Below are 16880 nucleotides of genomic sequence, written 5' to 3'. Positions count from 1 at the left end.
GCCCCATGACCTGCGACGACAGACCGCGTGAGGGTGGCAGACTGGCGGCCATGTCGTTCGTCGAGACCACCGCCACCGTCGGAGCAAGCGGGTTCACGACCACCGACATGGTGCTCAACATCGGCCCTCAGCACCCCGCGACGCACGGCGTCCTGCGCTTGCGCCTGACCCTCGACGGCGAGTTGATCAAGCACGCCGAACCGGTGATCGGTTACATGCACCGCGGCGCGGAGAAACTCTTCGAGGTGCGCGACTACCGCCAGATCATGGTGCTGGCCAACCGGCACGACTGGCTGTCGGCGTTCAGCAGCGAGATCGGGGTCGCACTGACGGTCGAGAAGATGCTCGGCATGGACGTACCCGAACGCGCCACCTGGACCCGCACGCTGTTGGCCGAACTCAACCGGGTGCTGAACCACCTCATGTTCGCCGGCTCCTATCCGCTGGAGCTGGGGGCGATCACTCCGATCTTCTACAGCTTCCGCGAGCGCGAAGAACTCCAAGCGGTGATGGAAGAGATCGCCGGCGGACGCCTGCACTACATGTTCTCCCGCGTCGGCGGGCTGCGCGACGACCTTCCCGCCGGCTGGCTGCACCGGGTGGACGCCGCGATCCGCGCCGTCCGCAGCCGGTTGCCGGAGTTGGAGTCGCTGCTCATCGGCAACGAGATCCTGCGCGCACGCACCCACGACGTCGGCGTGCTCGATCGGCAGACCGCGATCGCGTACGGCGTCAGCGGCCCGATCGCACGCGCCAGCGGGTTGGACGTCGACCTGCGGCGTGACAAGCCCTACCTCGCCTACGGCGAGTTGTTCGCAGAAGGCGGCCCCGGACGAGTGGTCACCCGCACCGCCGGTGACTGTGAAGCCCGCCTGGAAGTGCTGCTGGAGCAGATCCACGTCAGCCTCGACATCGCCCAGGTATGCGTCGATCGGTTGCGCTCGATGCCGCACGGGCCGGTGAACGTCAAGCTGCCCAAGGTGCTGAAGGTGCCCGAGGGCAGCGAGTACTTCGCGACCGAGAACCCGCTCGGGTTCAACGGCTACTACGTGGTCTCCCGCGGCGACAAGACTCCGTGGCGGCTGAAACTCCGCTCGGCGTCCTTCAACAATGTGGCGGTGCTCGGCGAACTGCTGGAGAACCAGTTGGTCGGCGACATGGTGGCGATCCTGGGCTCGATGTTCTTCGTCGTGGGCGACATCGACCGCTAGCGATCGTGACCATTGATCACCCACGCGAGGGATGCGAAAACCGCTCTGCCGCGGGTGGTTTCGGATGTCGAGGACGACAAGGCTGAAGCCATGGAAACTCTCCGACGCACAGCACCCTTGCCCTACTGGACGATCGCCGCGATGTTCGCCATCGCAGGTTGGCTCACCAAGCCGCCCCTCTTCCTCATCACCCAGAGCGGGAGCCACGGCTACTGGAACACCTCCCAGTTCTACGCCGGACCAGTGGTGCTGGCCTACAACTTGCTGTGCCTCGCCGCGGCACTCGCGCCGGTGGTGGTACTGCGCTTCTGGTGGACCTCCGTCGCGTGCGCGCTCGCCCCACTGCTCGTCTCGATCGTCACTCTCTCTCCGGCCGCTGGTTTCAACGCCTTCCTGGCGATGGTCGGCGTCATGGTCTGCTCGACGTGGAAGCATCCGCGCCGGGCACGGATCTTGCTGCCCCTTGCTCTGGTGATCCCGGCGCTGTTGGCGTTCGCGCCACGGTTCGTCCTCTGGGTCGGGCAGGTGAGCAACACCTCCGACGCGTGGTCGGCAAACGCTCGAGCGAGCACCTTCGGGGTCTACCTGATTGCAGTGCTGGCAGCTTTGGGGATCGGGCTACTCGTACGATCGACCATCCTGCGTCACGCCGAGGTCGATCGCCGAGGTGTCGAGGTGGAGGTGCGCGACAGCGAGGTGAGCGAGCGTGCGCAACTGGCTCGTGATCTGCACGACGTGGTTGCACACCGCATCTCGCTCATCGCCGTGCGCGCCGAGACCGCTCCCTACCAGCACCCGGAACTGGACGACACTGCCCGCGTCCTACTCACCGACACCGCAACCGATGCGCGCCTGGCCCTGGACGAGATGCGTAACGTGCTGGGCGTGCTCCAACGCTCGGGTGAGGCCGCGTCGACCACACCCCAGCCGACATCCGCCCAGATCGCCCAGTTGATCAGCGATGCGCAGAGTAGCGGCGCCAAGGTGAGCGTGGACGGCGAACTGCCCCAGTTGGATTCACTGGCAGGCACAACCGCCTATCGGGTGGTCCAGGAGGCCTTGACCAACGCTCGTCGGCACGAGCCGCTGGCCCGAACCACTGTTACCTTCACCGGCGACGAAGACGCTGACATCATTGAGATCCGCAATACGACCGCCGCCGAGGCGTTCGAAGTGGGACGAGGGCTGGCGGGCATGCGCGAGAGGCTGCGACTGGTCGGTGGATCCCTGACCACCACTCTCGAAAATGGCGAATTCGTCCTCACCGCAACGATGCCACGGAGCACGTACTGATGAACACCAACGACGCCGACGACGCACCACGACCTCCCTTCACCGTGATCGTCGCCGACGACCAGCCGATCATCCGCGATGGTTTCGCCGCCGTGCTCGACGCCGATCCGATGCTCGACGTCATCGGGCGCGCCCGCGACGGAGCCGAACTCGTCGAGATGGTCAGGCAGAGGCAACCGGACGTCGCGGTGGTCGACATCCGGATGCCGGTCATGGACGGGATCACCGCGACGAGCCACATCAGCGACCAGGTGAACGTGCTCATCCTGACCACCTTCGACCTGGACGACTACGTCTACTCCGCCTTGAACGCCGGGGCACGTGGGTTCCTGCTGAAAGACGTGCCGGCCACCCGTCTGACCGAAGCGGTCAAGTCGGTCGCGGAGGGCTCACTCATCCTCGGTCCGCAGATCACCGACCGCCTCCTGATCGAGCTGAGTAGCCACGGCGGCGTGCAGCGCGGCCAAGCCTCCGATCACGGGTTGAGCGCCCGCGAAGCCGAGGTGCTTACACTCCTGGCCCGAGGTCTGTCGAACACCGAAATCGCTCAACACATGCACGTCAGTCACGAGACCGTGAAGAGCCATGTGTCGGCGATCCTGCGCACCTTGGACGTGCGCGACCGGGTGCAGGCGGTCGTCTACGCGTTCCGCAACGGACTGGCCGGCTGACGCACTTCACCTCGGGAAACTCGGCGCAGCGTTCATCCGAACAAGCGACCAAGATGTGGTTACCCTCTTGTGACCTGGCTCACCTCTAATTACTTTCAAGTAGCAACCTGTGACCACTTCCCTGTCATGAGTAGCACCATGAGCACCCCCCCCGTCATCTCTCGTCCAACTCAATCTCCCGACGCAGCCTCAGCGGCATCAGTGCACTCGGCATCGCGGGTGGCGCATGCCTGGTCGGCATCGGCTTCACCACCGGTGGCTCGGCCCAGGCCGCCACGACCCTGGTCTACAACTGCAACACCTCGATCGGCGCCAAGGATGTCACCGTGACGATCGACACCGACGCGCCTGCGACCGCCACCGTTGGCACCGCGGTTTCGGTGAAGACGGTCTCGGGCAAGATCGAACTGGACGGCAGCCTCGGCAACGCCATGGCCGGATTCCTCGGCTGGAAGTCGGTCTCCGGCACCTCTCCGGCTCAGTCGATCATCTCCGGCGGCGGCTCCACCCAGACCATCGACACCACGCTCGTCACCCCGAACACCCCGATCTACGACTCGACCTGGGTCAACGACGGCACCTACGGCGGTTTCGCCCCGGACGGCCACGTCGTCCTGCCACTGGGCGCCACCATCGACCAGACGATGACCCCCACCGCGGCCGGCGAATACACTTCCGCGCCCGAGTCGTTCACCCCGACCTTCACCGGCACCAAGGCCGACGGCACCACCGCGTCGATGGACGTGCCGTGCACCTACAAGAGCGGCACCAAGGTGATCGACACGATCGTCGCGTCGGCGGCCCCGGCGACGTCCACGACGGAGCCGACCACCTCGGAGCCCACCACGTCCACCACTGACGACGACGAGCCCACCAGCACCACGTCGGAGCCGTCCACCACCTCGGAGCCCAGCACGACTTCGGAACCCTCGACGACCTCCGAGCCCAGCACCACCTCCGAGCCGTCGACCTCCACCACGGACGACGACGACACCACGAGCACGACGTCGGAGCCGACCACCACGTCGGAGCCGTCGACGACCTCGGAGCCCAGCACCACGGCGCAGCCGAGCACCACTGCGGGTGGCACCGAGACCCCGGCCACGCCGAGCACGGTGCAGACCGGTGACCTGGCCCCCGGCCAGGGTGCCAACCTGTGGACGCTGGCCGGCGTCGGCCTTGCCGGTCTGGGACTGGCGGGCCTCGCGGGCGCCACGCTCACCGGACGTCGTGAGGACTGACAACCGACTGCCCTTCATCGGGGCCGCACTGGCGGCGACGACCTTCGTGGGCGTCGCCGCCGGTTGCGGTGCCGAATCGACCGATGGGCCGACCCATTCGTCCTACTCGGTTGCGCAGTACACCGGCGGTCTGGGCACCACGCCCGAGGCCGAAAGCTCGACCGCGAGCCAGCAACCCGGCGCGTCGGCCGGTTCGACCGCAGACTCATCCGCCGCCTCGAGCACTGCCCGCAGCGGATCGGGTCAGACCGCAGCGGGGTCGTCGAGTACTGCTGCGAATACGGCGAGCACCAACAAGAGCGGTGATCCGGCGGCCACCGGCAGCGGTACGACGGGGTCGACCGGCAAGACGGTCACCACCCCCACGGGCAGCCCGACGCGCGTCTACGTCTTCGACGGCGCGGGCCGCACGATCGTCAACGCACCGCTCATCCCGACCTATCTCGACAGCAAGGGTGTGCTGGAACCGCCCGGGGGCACCGCTGGTTGGTACGCCGAACGCGGTTGGGCGCTGCCGGGTCACCGGGGCGCGGCGATCCTGGTGGGCCATGTCACCAACGCGGGCGTGCCCGACACCTTCTACAACCTGGTGAAGGTGACGCCGGGCAACAAGATCATCGTGGCGTACAGCTCCGGGCAGCAGGTGAGCTTCACCGCGACCGGGTCGCGAGGTATGTCCAAGGAAGCTGTGCCCAAGGATCGCTCCATCTGGGCGTCCGGCTCACCGAGTCCGGTGCTGCGTCTGATCACCTGCGATCCGGCGACGCCGACGGTCAATGGGCACCTCAAGGGCAACTGGGTGGTCTGGGCCAACCTCAGCTGAGCTTCTCGCTCAGGCGGCGGTCGCACCGCCGCGTGGACCATCGGTGTCGTCGTCGTCCTCGTCGATACGGCACCAGTGCTGCACCACCAGGCCGACCGCGCTGAGCCCGGCGGCACCGAACGTCGATACCGCCGCAACGATCGCGATCGCCTGCAGTCGATCGGAATCGAGGTTGTCGAGTGCGACTGCCACATGGCCGGCGTACCAACCGGTGAGACCAGCTCCGACCGCCGCGGACGCCTGCGCGGCCACGACAGTGCGTCGGGCCAGCTGCGGCGAGGGCATCTTGGCGCCCTTGTGCATCCGGTAGTTGCGAATCTGCCAACCTCCGGCGAGCACGAGTGCAGCCATCAGCACCAGCACCGCAACGGTGAACCAGTTGATCTCCGGCAAGGCGTTGCCCTGCGTCGTCCACATGCGCAGCGCGCCGTAGGCGAGCACGAAAGACACCGCCGCCGTGATCAGCACGTGTTTGATCTGCACTCCGCGCTCGGTCATGAGTGAGCCGATCGGACGCCGGTGGTGTCGACCTGATCGAGCAGATCGACGACGCTGTGCACACCGTCAGCCGTGCGCAGCCGGGCACCCGGGTCGACGCTTGCCCACGGCACCAGGACGAACCCGCGCTCGTGCGCTCGCGGGTGGGGCAGGGTCAGACGAGCGGTGTCGCTACGCAGGTCGGAGTCATCGCCCGGGTCGCCCACCTGGATGAGGTCGAGATCGAGTGTCCTTGCGCCCCAACGCACTTCGCGAGTGCGGTGGTGCCACGCCTCGATCTGGTTGAGGCGGTCGAGCAGGGTGAGCGGCGCGAGGCGCGTGCGGGCAAGGATCACGGTGTTGAGGTAGTCGGGCTGGTCGGGTCCGCCGACGGGGTCGGTTTCGACGAAGGGCGCCACGGCCACGACAGTGAGCCCATTGGTGGCGTCCAGCGCGTTGACCGCGGCCGCGAGGGTGGCCTGCCGGTCACCGAGATTCGCGCCCGCGGCAATGACCACCGGACGGTCGTGGTAGCGGCGGACGGTCACCGCCGGACCGCCGAGCAGCGGGTCGTGGAAGGGCACTCCGGCCGGCGCCTGGGGCTTGCGGATCGTCACCTCCACCGACTCCACACCCTCGAAGGCAAGGGTGCTCGCGGCGATGCGTTCGGCGAGCGTCTCGATGAGGTCGACGGGCTCGCTGCGCAGGATCGCTTCGGCAGCCTGGGCCACATCGGCGTAACTGACCGACGCAGTGAGGTCGTCGGTCTCCCCCGCGCGACGCAGGTCGATGTCGAAGGCGATGTCGGCCAGGAAGCGTTGGGGCTCAACCTTTTCGGAGTCGAGCACACCGTGACAGGTGGTGACCTCCAGGCCGGTGATGGTGATTCGGTCACTCATGCCCGAGCCCTTTCCAGTGCGGCGACCACATCGCAGGCTGCGACGGTCGACCGCACTTCGTGCACACGAATCGCCCACACGCCCGCTTGGGCGAGCACGACGCTCACGGCTGCGGTGGCGGCGTCCCGTTCGTCCGCGGGCACGGGTTCACCGTCGCGCGAACCCACCTGCGCCAGGAACGACTTGCGCGAGGCGCCCACCAACAGCGGTTGGCCCAAGCCGGCGAAACGGTCGAGCCCAGCGAGCACCGTCCAGTTCTGGGCTGCGGTCTTGGCGAAGCCCAGGCCGGGGTCGAGCACCAGCAGCGAGGGATCGATGCCCGCCGAAAGAAGTGCATCGCGGCGTTGCTCCAACTCCCGCAGCACATCGGCGACCACGTCGTCGTACTGCGTGCGAGTCTGCATGTCGTGGCTGTGTCCGCGCCAGTGCATCGCGACATAAGGCACCTGCAGCGCCGCGACCGCCGAAGCCATGTCGGGGTCGGCCAAGCCGCCGCTGACGTCGTTGACGATCGCCGCCCCGGCCTCGACGCAGGCTCGCGCGACACCGGCTCGCATGGTGTCGACGGAGATCGGCGCAAGATCGGCCAACGCTTCGACCACGGGAAGCACCCGAGCCAGTTCGTCGTGCTCGGACGGCCGCTGCGCGCCCGGACGGGTCGACTCCCCGCCCACGTCGAGCAGGTCGGCACCCTGCGCGACGAGCTCTCGGCCGTGGGCAACGGCAGCGTCGAGGTCGAAGAAGCGTCCGCCGTCCGAGAATGAATCGGGGGTCACGTTGACCACACCCATGACGAGCGGGCGGCCAGACGGCCGCGTGGGCAGCCGGAGGGTCATGGGCGCTCTAGCCCTTCATGAGGCTCATGGCCTCGGAGCGCGTCGCCGGGTCACGCAGCTGGCCCCGCACCGCGGAGGTCACCGTGGTGGCGCCCGGTTTGCGCACTCCCCGCATCGACATGCACAGGTGCTCGCACTCGACGACCACGAGTGCGCCCTGCGCGTCGAGGTGGGTCATGAGCGCGTCCGCGATCTGGGTGGTCAGTCGTTCCTGCACCTGCGGACGGCGGGCGTACATGTCGACCAACCGGGCGACCTTCGACAGGCCGGTGACGGTGCCGTCCTTGGCCGGGATGTACCCCACGTGCGCGACACCGTGGAAGGGCACGAGGTGGTGTTCGCAGGTGCTGTAGAGCTCGATGTCCTTGACGATGATGAGTTCGTCGTGGTCGATCGAGAAGGTGCGCGACAGCACTTCGGCCGGGTCTTGCCCCAGACCGGAGAAGGTCTCGGCGTAAGCCTTGGCCACCCGCATCGGGGTGTCGACCAGCCCTTCGCGGTCGGGGTCTTCCCCGACCGCGATGAGCAGCTCACGCACCGCCGCAGCGGCGCGCTCGAGATCAAATTCCGGGCGGGTCGACATATCCACCGTCCGGCACCTCTACGATCTGCTCCACCGGCTCCTTCTCCTCCTGCTTGTCGAGGTCGACGCCGTTGGCCGCAGCGCGCTTCTCGGCAGGGGTGAGCACCGGCGGGCGATCGCTGACCAGGCGGCGGTCGCTGGAGAGCCACACCTGACGACGCGGACGCTTGCGGACGTCCTTGAAGACCTCGGCGAGACGTTCTGCGTTGAGGGTCTCGACCTCCAGGAGTTCCAGGACCAGTGCGTCGAGGATGTCGCGGTTGTCGTTGATCGCGTGCCACGCCTCGTCGTGCGCAGCCTCGATGAAGCGGCGCACCTCCTCGTCGACGATGCCGGCGAGTTCTTCGGAATAGTCGCGCTCGTGGCCCATGTCGCGGCCGAGGAAGACCTCGGAGTTGCCCGAGCCGAGCTTCACCGCACCCACGCGCTCGCTCATGCCGAACTGCGTGACCATCTGGCGGGCCATGCCAGTGGCCTTCTCGATGTCATTCGAGGCACCGGTGGAGGGGTCGTGGAAGACGACCTCTTCGGCGACTCGTCCACCCAGGGCGTACGCGAGCTGGTCGAGCAACTCGTTACGGGTGGTGGAGTACTTGTCGTCGACCGGCATCACCATCGTGTAGCCCAGGGCTCGACCACGCGGCAGGATCGTGATCTTGCTGACCGGTGCAGTGTGGTTCATCGCCGCAGCCACCAGCGCGTGACCGCCTTCGTGGTAGGCGGTGACCTTGCGCTCCTTGGCGCTCATCGCGCGGGTCTTCTTCTGCGGACCGGCCATGACGCGGTCGATCGCCTCGTCCAGCGCGCGGTTGTCGATGATCTGCGCATTGCTGCGAGCAGTGAGCAGCGCGGCCTCGTTGAGCACGTTGGCCAGGTCAGCACCGGAGAAACCGGGGGTGCGACGCGCAACGGTGAGCAGGTCGACGTCGTTCGCCATCGGCTTGCCCTTGGCGTGCACCTGCAGGATGTGGTGGCGGCCGGCCATGTCGGGGGCCTCGACGGCGATCTGGCGGTCGAAACGTCCCGGACGCAGCAGGGCGGGGTCGAGGATGTCGGGGCGGTTGGTCGCCGCGATCAGGATGACATTGGTCTTGACGTCGAAGCCGTCCATCTCGACCAGCAACTGGTTGAGGGTCTGCTCACGCTCGTCGTGACCACCGCCGAGACCGGCACCACGGTGACGACCGACGGCGTCGATCTCGTCGACGAAGATGATCGCCGGGGCGTTCTCCTTGGCTTCCTTGAACAGGTCGCGCACGCGGGATGCGCCGACACCGACGAACATCTCGACGAAGTCAGAACCGGAGATCGAGTAGAAGGGCACCCCTGCCTCGCCGGCGACGGCGCGGGCCAGAAGGGTCTTACCGGTGCCGGGCGGGCCGTAGAGCAGGACGCCCTTGGGGATCTTCGCGCCGACGTCCAGGAACTTCTTGGGCGACTGCAGGAACTCCTTGATCTCGTGGAGTTCCTCAACGGCCTCGTCAGAACCGGCCACATCGGCGAAGGTGACCTTCGGCATGTCCTTGGTGGCCAGTTTCGCCTTCGACTTGCCGAACTGCATGACGCGCGAGCCGCCGCCCTGCATCTGACTGAGGATGAACCAGAAGACACCGAGCACCAGGATCAGCGGCAGGATCGTCAGCAGCAGTGAGACGAAGACGTTCTGCTTGGCGGGGTCGTCGGTGTAGCCCTTGCTCGGCGGGTGCTGCTCCAGCAGGTTGACGATCTGCGAGCCGCGGGCCGTGACGTAGTTGGCCTGCACCTTCTTGGCGTCCTTCACCTGGCCGCCGGTGTAGGGCTCCTTGAGCGTCAGGTTGATGGTGTCGGGCGTGAGCTTGACCGACTCGACCTGGTTCTTGGTGATCAGCTGTTGCGCAACGGAGGTGTCGATCTTCTGGTAGCCGCCGACGTTGCCGAAGGTGAACCACAAGAATGCGCCCATGAGGACGAAGAAGATCAGCACCCCTGGGCGGAAAAGTCGCTTCGATTTCATGTAACTGCGGGGCCGGGCCCCGTGCCTCCTGCTCACTGTGCTTGGCAGCCGAATCGCTGACAGACGCTATAACGCGATGGCTGATCAGCGGTGATCGGTCCATCCTCCCAGCCTCAACGGCCGGATCCCGAATTGTGTTCCGCTCGTCTCGTCCAGAACTTCAGCCCACAGCGAACGGGCCGTGCCGCGTTCTGCGCAGACGGCACGAGAACTAGGAGTACATGTGTGGCGCGAGCACCCCGATGTCACGCAGGTTGCGGTACTTCTCGTCGAAGTCGAGCCCGTAGCCGATGACAAACTCGTTGGGGATCTCAAAGCCCACGTATTTGCAGTCGATCTCCACCTTGGCCGCCTCCGGCTTGCGCAGCAACGTGCAGATCTCCAGCGACGCAGGGTTGCGCGAGAGCAGGTTGCTGCGGATCCAGTTGAGCGTCAGGCCGGAGTCGATGATGTCTTCGACGATCAGCACGTGGCGGTCCGAGATGTCGGTGTCGAGGTCTTTGAGGATGCGGACGACGCCGGAAGACTTCGTGCCCGATCCGTACGACGACACCGCCATCCAGTCCATCGTCACCGTGCCGGGCAGGGCGCGCATGAGGTCGGCCATCACCAGGACCGCACCCTTGAGCACGCCCACGAAGAGCACGTCCTTGTCGTGGTAGTCGGCCCAGATCTGCTGACCGAGCTCGTCCAGCCGTTCGAGGATCTGTGCCTCGGTGTAGAGGACATGGTCGAGGTCGTCACCCAGGTGCGCGGAGTCCATGCGCCCTATTCAACCTGACCGGGCGCCGCGACGTGGAGCGCCCCGTCAGCCCGATGGACCCGCAGGCCGCCGGGGACGTCCACCGGCCCCTGGCCGCGCCACCGCAGCACGAGGTCTTCCAACCAGCCCACCTGCGTAAACGACAGACCGGCGATCACCGCGCCTTGCGCCGCCAAAGCCTGCCGCCACCAGCGAGTCCGAACAGCCGGCGGCATCGCCATCAACGCATCGACCTGCCACGGCGGTGCACCAAGCTGCACTGCGCTCATTTCGGCGAGGGCGTCCAGATGGTCGGCGTCCTGACGGGCCAGCTCCGCGGTGCGCACCAGGCCCTTCGTCAAACCGGGCCCGAGGTCGCCCTGCAGGTCGGCGAGCGCCTGGCGCACCCGCACGCGCAGGTAGCGCGGGTCGTCGTTGTGCGGGTCGTCCCAGAACTCCAGCCCCTGAGCTTCGCACGCCGCGCGGGTCTGCTCACGGGTCACGTCGAGCAACGGACGCACGAGGTCACCCGCGACTGGCGCCATGCCGGCCAGCGAGCGCGTCCCTGATCCACGGACCAGCCCGAGCAGCACCGTCTCGGCCTGATCGTCCCGCGTGTGACCCAGCAGGATCGCGTCGGCGCCGAATTCGGACGCCGCCTGACGCAGTGCGCGGTATCGGGCAGTGCGGGCTGCAGCTTCCGGGCCGTCCTGTGCACCGACGTCCACCGTTCGCACTTGCGCCTTGAGCCCGAGCACCCGCAACCGGTCGGCCGCTGCCTGGGCGATCTGGTCGGAACCAGGTTGCAGCTGATGGTCGACCACGACGGCGCGCGCTTCGACCCGCAGGCGCGGTGCCTCAAAAGCGACGGCGGACGCGAGAGCCATCGAGTCGGCGCCGCCGGAGCAGGCGACCACCACGCGCGCACGACTCGCGGACGGCGCGAGCTGGGGTCGCGGATCGGCCGACCCGCGAGCACTGCCCGCGGTGTCCGCGAGTTGTGTCTGCAGCGCGCGGCGTATGCCCAGCCGCACCGCGGCGACGGCGGGATGCGGTCCGGGCACGGCGGAAGGCGTCGTCAGCGGATGAACGAGCCGTGGACGCGCTCGACCCACAACGAGGGCTCGAGGATCTCGCGCGCGCTGGGTAGCGTCTCCGGGGAGGTCCAGACCTCGTTGAAGCCGTCGACGCCCACCTTGTCCATGACCGCCCGGCAGAAGGCCGCACCGTCGCGGTATTGACGCATCTTGGCTTCCAGGCCGAGCAGGCGACGCAGCAATCGGTCGACATTGCCGGCGCCCTTGCGACGCTCGTTGAACGTGCGCCGGATCTCCTCGACGGACGGCACGATCTGCGGGCCGACGTCGTCCATCACCACATCGGCGTGGCCCTCCAGCAGCGACATCACGGCCGTCATCGCGGCGATGCGGTCGCGCTGCTCCTCGTTGACGAAGACGTCGGCCAGGCCGCCGCCGCCGTCCTTCACCGAGCCGAGCAACCGGGTGGCGATCTCCTGCACGCGTGCGGGCACAGCGCCCGGTTCGGGCACGATTTCGGTCAGGAGCTGACGACTCCCGTCGATCATGTGCTGCCGCAGCCAGGGCACGGCGGTGAACTGCACCCGGTGGGTCTCCTCGTGCAGGCACACCCACAACCGGAAGTCGTCAGGATCGACGCCCAGTTGTCGTTCGGCCTCGACGATGTTGGGGGCCACGAGCAGCAGGCTGGGCTGGCCCTGTGGGGCGAGGTCGTACTGGCCGAGCACCTTGGAGGAGAAGAAGCCGAGCAGGCCGCCCGCCTCGGCTCCGGCGACACGGGAGGTCACCACGCGCGTGAGCTTGGCACCAGGCACCTTCGGCATGAGCGTTTCGATCACCGGATCGACCAGACCGCCGAAGGAGTCGATGTTGATGTCGACCCAGGTGCTGCGGTCGATGACCCGCACGGGAGATTCGGGCTGGCCGCTGGTGTCGAGTTGTGCGGTCTGCGCGACGGGCTCGTAGGCCCGCGCTGCTGCGTCCCGCAGCGACTCGCTGGCTGAGACGGCTTCCTCCAGCGACACCTTGATGCCGCTGCCGGCGACCCGTCGTCCGATGCTACGGGCGCTGCCCCAGTCGACATAACTCATGACGTACAACCTACGTCGGTCAGAGCTGCCCCAGAGCAGTGACCGCTTCGTCCATCGCGGCCCGCACCGGCCACGGGCCGGCGCCCTTCATGGGTCCGTTGGTGACGACGGCGAAGACGAGTAGACGTCCGCTGTCGGTCACGACGGTGCCGGCGAGGGAGCCCACATCGGGCAGGCTGCCGGTCTTGGCACGCACCTCTCCGGCGACGGAATTCGCCGATCGACCGAGGTAGCGGTCGTGCAGGGTGCCGTTCCAGCCGGCCACCGATTCGCGGGAAAGCACCTCCTGGAAGGGTTTGCTGCGCCCGCTGGTGCCCGCGACGACGAGATCGGCCAGCAGGGACGCCGGGATCGTGGTGCCGTCGGACAGGCCGCAGACGTCGGCGAGTTTCACCCCGGTGGTGTCGAATCCGTCCTTGGCCAGCAGGGAGGTGACCCAGCGAGTGATCGACGACGGGTCGCCGGGCACACCGGCCCGGAACGCCGCGGCACGGGTGAGCGATTCGATCATGGCGTTGTCGCTGTCGCGCATCGCCTGGCCGAGCACGTCGATGAGCGGTGCGCTCTGCACCGTGCCGAGCCTGGTTGCAGCTGACGTGGTGGTTGCCGCAGCGCCGACCTTGGCCGAGATTCCTTGGGCGGCAAGGGCTTTGATGAGGGCGTTCTGCACGGAGCGCGTCGGGTCGGCGACGGCCGCCGTCGGCGGATCGGAGCGCTCGGTCGCGAGGCCCAACTGGGCGATGCGGGCGGTGTAGCCCATCGCGAGGTACTCCGGTTTCCACCCCGGCAGGGTCATCGGCCCCGGCGCGAAGGAGGTGTCGAGGTGGAGGTCGATCGTCGTCCGGCCCTGCTTCTTCAACGCCGTCGCGACCTGCGCTGCCAGATCGGCGACCCCCGCGTGACCGACGACCTTCTCCGGGTCGCCCTTGTCGGGTGAGAGGACAGTGTCACCGCCCGCGACGAGCACGACCTTGTCGCCCTGTTGCACCACCTTGGTGGTGAACGGCTGCTCGAGATCCATCGTGGTCGCGACGGCATAGGCGGCCAGGAGCTTGGTGGTCGAGGCCGGGATCAACGTCCGCTTGCCTCCTTGGTCGAACAAGGTGGTGCCGGTCTGAGCATCACGCACCACCATCGCGACGTCCTTGAGGAACCTCTTGTCCTGCAACGGCTTTCGGAGCGCGTCGGCTACCTGTGCGGCGGTCGGCATGGGTCCGGTGAGCGGACCAACGGGTGTCGGTGCACCGGTCGGCGCGGGTGCAGCCATCGACGGTGCCGGTGAGCTCTGGGAGGGCAGCGGCACCGGATCGGCGGGCGCCCCGGCGAGGGTGAAGAAGCCCGGAGCCTTGTCGTAGACATCGAGGGTGAAATAGCTGCCCGCCACCAGGACGACGGCACCGGCGGCCGCGATCACGCGCTTCACCTGTGCCCCCTCGTGCTGTGCCGGCTGACTTTCCGCACCGACTTTAAGCGACGGGACGCCGCCGGGAGATACGCCGCCTCAGGTGGGCCATGTCGGGGTCGGCGTCGATCTCGGCCCGGGCCCGCTGGCGCAGCCGCAGGATCTGCACGATGCCGAGCAACCACACCGGGTACTGCACGCACCACGCCACCCGGAAGCTGTCGTTGCTCCACGTCGACGGACCACCGGGTGACAGGTGGTCAATGACCATGCCGATGAGGACGACGGTGCACAGCGAGGCGGTGAAGCCGCCGACGTTGACGATGCCGGTGGCCGAGCCGATCCGCTCGGGAGGATTGAAGGTGCGGGCGAGGTCGAAACCCACCATCGACCCCGGGCCGCCGACCGACATCGTGACGCCGAGCATCACCACCAAGGCCATCGGCGGATGCCCTGGCCAGGCGAGCACCAGCGTCCACATCCCGACGATCGCCAGGACGATGGCGAGTACGAGGGACGAGCGTGAATACGGGAACCGGGTGACCAAGCTGCCGACGAACAGGCTCGACAAAATGCCGGTCAACACCATGACCATGAGCAGAGCACTGGCCGCACCACGCGACATACCCAGGCCCACGGTCAGATAGGGAAAACCCCAGATCATCGCGAAGACGGTGACGCTGAACTGGGCGGTGAAGTGGCACCAGAGGCCCAGCTGGGTGCCGGGTGAGCGCCACGCCGATCGCAGCGCGCGGGCTACCGCACGCATCCGCATCGTCGTGCGCTGTGCATCGAGGTAGGGCGTGTCACGGACGACGGCGAGCAGCACCACTGCCACGACGACCCCCACTGCGGCCGATACCAAGAAGGAGTTGCGCCAGCCGTAGCTGCCCAACGCTGCCGCCAGCGGCCCGGCCGCCAGGATCGCGCCCAACTGACCGGCCCAACCGGTGGCCTGGGTGACGATCGCGCTGCGTCCGGGCGGAAACCACAGCGCCACCAGGCGCAGCACCGAGACGAAGACCATGGCGTCGCCCATGCCCACGAAGATGCGGGCAAGCACCCCTGCTCCGAAGGAATGGGCGAAGGCGAAGCCTGCCTGTGCGGCCGTCATCATCACCAGGCCGGTGGTGAGCAGCGCGCGGGAACCGTACCGGTCGAGCATCGCTCCGACCGGCACCTGCATCGCGGCATAGACCAGCAACTGCACCATCGTGAAGGTGGCCAGCTGCGCAGAAGTGATGTCGAACCGCTCGGCGGCGAGCACGCCCGCGACGCCGAGGGACGAGCGGTGGAAGACAGCCAGCATGTAGACCAGCAGCGCCGAGCCCCAGACCGCCCAGGCCCGGCGGCCACCCAGCGGATGGGCAACTGCAGCGGTGTCCACGCTCTCCTCCCCTGGGGTCACACCCGGCATGTCACGCTGTGCGCATGGAAACCTTCGAGCGCGACGGACTCGTCTTCGATGTCACCGACAGCGGACCGGACGACGGTGAGGTCGTGGTGCTGCTGCACGGCTTCCCCCAGGATCGCACTGCCTGGACGGGCGTCGCAGATCGTCTCAATGCCGCCGGTCTGCGCACCCTCGCACCCGACCAGCGTGGGTACTCCCCCGGCGCCGCTCCCACCGGACGGGCGGCGTACGACATCAAGGAGCTCATCGGCGATGTCGTGGCGCTGATCAAGGCGAGCGGCCAGGAGAAGGTGCACGTCGTCGGGCATGACTGGGGCGGCGCGGTCGCGTGGTCGATCGCTACCCATCGTCCCGACCTGGTGTCGTCGGTGACGGTCTGCTCCACCCCGCACCCGGGAGCGATGGCGTGGGCGATGCAGCACGGCGGGCAGTGGCGCAAGAGCTGGTACATGGCGGCGTTCAACCTGCCGCTGCTGCCGGAGCTCTACCTGATGCGGACGATGGAATCGATGTACCAGCGCACGCGGCTGCCCAAGGAATACGCCGACCGGTACGTGCAGCGTTTCCGCACCCGGGAGTCGTTGCGCGGACCGCTCGGCTGGTATCGCTCGCTCTCCAGCCGTGGGTCACTGCTGGCCAATGCGCGTCCCAAGAAGAGTGGGTCACCGGGTTCGCGCCGGGTGACCGTGCCGGCCACCTATCTGTGGGGCAACAAGGACTTCGCCCTCGGGCGGGCCGCAGCCCTGAAGACCGCCGACTACGTCGAGGGGCCGTACCGCTTCATCGAACTCGACGCCGGGCACTGGTTGCCGGAGGTGTGCACGGACGAGGTGAGCGAGGCCATCTTGGAGCGCGTACACAGCCTGGGCTCTTGATGCTGCCCCGCTGAACGCCTTCCACGTTTAGGCGAGGGCGAGGAACAGCTTCTCCATCGCGGCGACGTTCATGCCGTCAGCGGAATCGGGATCTGCCAGGCATTGCTGCATGCCCATGGAAATGATCGCGAAACCGGCTCGATCGAGTGCTTTGCTGACGGCCGCGACCTGGGTGATCACGTCCTTGCAGTCGCGGCCGTCCTCGATCATCCGCAGGATGCCCCCGATCTGACCTTGGGCACGCCTGAGCCGTTTGATCACCAGCTCCATATCTTCGTGCTGCAACTGCATC

At 67.5% G+C, this 16880-nt stretch carries 17 protein-coding genes; 6 read left to right on the top strand and 11 right to left on the bottom strand.

Annotation, left to right across the window (positions count from 1 at the left end; all coding sequences use genetic code 11):
- The first annotated feature begins 50 nt into the window (after positions 1-50).
- From J5M86_RS02110 to J5M86_RS02090, 5 genes are all read left to right on the top strand, one after another.
- Positions 51-1211, top strand: a complete 1161-nt coding sequence (locus J5M86_RS02110; RefSeq protein WP_188059725.1) for an NADH-quinone oxidoreductase subunit D — start codon at positions 51-53, stop codon at positions 1209-1211.
- Between the two features lie 90 nt (positions 1212-1301).
- Entirely contained in the window at positions 1302-2504 is a 1203-nt protein-coding gene (locus J5M86_RS02105) for a sensor histidine kinase (protein ID WP_188059726.1), read from the top strand.
- Positions 2504-3175 carry a response regulator transcription factor gene (locus tag J5M86_RS02100; protein ID WP_188059727.1) on the top strand — a complete coding sequence of 224 codons (672 nt, stop codon included), beginning with the start codon at positions 2504-2506 and terminating at the stop codon, positions 3173-3175. The genes J5M86_RS02105 and J5M86_RS02100 overlap by 1 nt, the downstream gene beginning before the upstream one ends.
- 173 nt (positions 3176-3348) lie before the next feature.
- Positions 3349-4416: a DUF6801 domain-containing protein gene (locus J5M86_RS02095; RefSeq protein WP_371811288.1), complete on the top strand. Its 1068-nt coding sequence runs from the start codon at positions 3349-3351 to the stop codon at positions 4414-4416.
- Positions 4406-5239 carry a class F sortase gene (locus J5M86_RS02090; RefSeq protein ID WP_188059729.1) on the top strand — a complete coding sequence of 278 codons (834 nt, stop codon included), beginning with the start codon at positions 4406-4408 and terminating at the stop codon, positions 5237-5239. Before J5M86_RS02095 ends, J5M86_RS02090 begins: the two co-directional genes overlap by 11 nt.
- A 9-nt stretch (positions 5240-5248) precedes the next feature.
- On the opposite strand, the gene J5M86_RS02085 is transcribed toward J5M86_RS02090, so the two are convergent.
- The 10 genes from J5M86_RS02085 to J5M86_RS02040 all read right to left on the bottom strand — a co-directional run bounded on the left by J5M86_RS02085 (position 5249) and on the right by J5M86_RS02040 (position 15686).
- Entirely contained in the window at positions 5249-5737 is a 489-nt protein-coding gene (locus J5M86_RS02085) for a DUF3180 domain-containing protein (protein ID WP_188059730.1), read from the bottom strand.
- Positions 5734-6615: a 2-amino-4-hydroxy-6-hydroxymethyldihydropteridine diphosphokinase gene (gene folK / locus J5M86_RS02080; RefSeq protein ID WP_188059731.1), complete on the bottom strand. Its 882-nt coding sequence runs from the start codon at positions 6613-6615 to the stop codon at positions 5734-5736. The genes J5M86_RS02085 and folK overlap by 4 nt, the downstream gene beginning before the upstream one ends.
- On the bottom strand, positions 6612-7451 hold the full coding sequence (gene folP, locus J5M86_RS02075) for a dihydropteroate synthase (RefSeq protein ID WP_208965083.1): 840 nt from the start codon (positions 7449-7451) through the stop codon (positions 6612-6614). Before folP ends, folK begins: the two co-directional genes overlap by 4 nt.
- Positions 7452-7458: 7 nt before the next feature.
- Positions 7459-8034 carry a GTP cyclohydrolase I FolE gene (gene folE / locus J5M86_RS02070; protein WP_188059950.1) on the bottom strand — a complete coding sequence of 192 codons (576 nt, stop codon included), beginning with the start codon at positions 8032-8034 and terminating at the stop codon, positions 7459-7461.
- Positions 8012-10027 carry an ATP-dependent zinc metalloprotease FtsH gene (gene ftsH / locus J5M86_RS02065; RefSeq protein ID WP_188059732.1) on the bottom strand — a complete coding sequence of 672 codons (2016 nt, stop codon included), beginning with the start codon at positions 10025-10027 and terminating at the stop codon, positions 8012-8014. The genes folE and ftsH overlap by 23 nt, the downstream gene beginning before the upstream one ends.
- A gap of 211 nt (positions 10028-10238) precedes the next feature.
- Positions 10239-10790 carry a hypoxanthine phosphoribosyltransferase gene (gene hpt, locus J5M86_RS02060; protein WP_188059733.1) on the bottom strand — a complete coding sequence of 184 codons (552 nt, stop codon included), beginning with the start codon at positions 10788-10790 and terminating at the stop codon, positions 10239-10241.
- Between the two features lie 5 nt (positions 10791-10795).
- Complete coding sequence (gene tilS, locus J5M86_RS02055) at positions 10796-11833, bottom strand: tRNA lysidine(34) synthetase TilS (RefSeq protein ID WP_188059734.1); 1038 nt, start codon at positions 11831-11833, stop codon at positions 10796-10798.
- Between the two features lie 14 nt (positions 11834-11847).
- Positions 11848-12897 (bottom strand): zinc-dependent metalloprotease, encoded by a 1050-nt coding sequence (locus J5M86_RS02050; protein WP_188059735.1) that lies wholly within the window; start codon positions 12895-12897, stop codon positions 11848-11850.
- 19 nt (positions 12898-12916) lie between these two features.
- Positions 12917-14320: a D-alanyl-D-alanine carboxypeptidase/D-alanyl-D-alanine-endopeptidase gene (gene dacB, locus J5M86_RS02045; RefSeq protein WP_188059736.1), complete on the bottom strand. Its 1404-nt coding sequence runs from the start codon at positions 14318-14320 to the stop codon at positions 12917-12919.
- Between the two features lie 43 nt (positions 14321-14363).
- Entirely contained in the window at positions 14364-15686 is a 1323-nt protein-coding gene (locus J5M86_RS02040) for a nitrate/nitrite transporter (protein WP_244328427.1), read from the bottom strand.
- 44 nt (positions 15687-15730) lie between these two features.
- Between J5M86_RS02040 and J5M86_RS02035 the strand changes: the two genes are divergently transcribed.
- On the top strand, positions 15731-16588 hold the full coding sequence (locus J5M86_RS02035; RefSeq protein WP_188059738.1) for an alpha/beta fold hydrolase: 858 nt from the start codon (positions 15731-15733) through the stop codon (positions 16586-16588).
- Positions 16589-16615: 27 nt separating this feature from the next.
- Here the strand turns inward: J5M86_RS02035 and J5M86_RS02030 are convergent, their stop codons facing one another.
- Positions 16616-16879, bottom strand: a complete 264-nt coding sequence (locus J5M86_RS02030) for a metal-sensitive transcriptional regulator (protein ID WP_188059739.1) — start codon at positions 16877-16879, stop codon at positions 16616-16618.
- Between the last annotated feature and the right edge of the window lies 1 nt (position 16880).

The organism is Yimella sp. cx-51 (assembly GCF_017654605.1).
In the GTDB taxonomy this organism is placed as follows: Bacteria; Actinomycetota; Actinomycetes; order Actinomycetales; family Dermatophilaceae; genus Yimella.
This window is presented reverse-complemented; position numbering and strand designations above follow the sequence as displayed.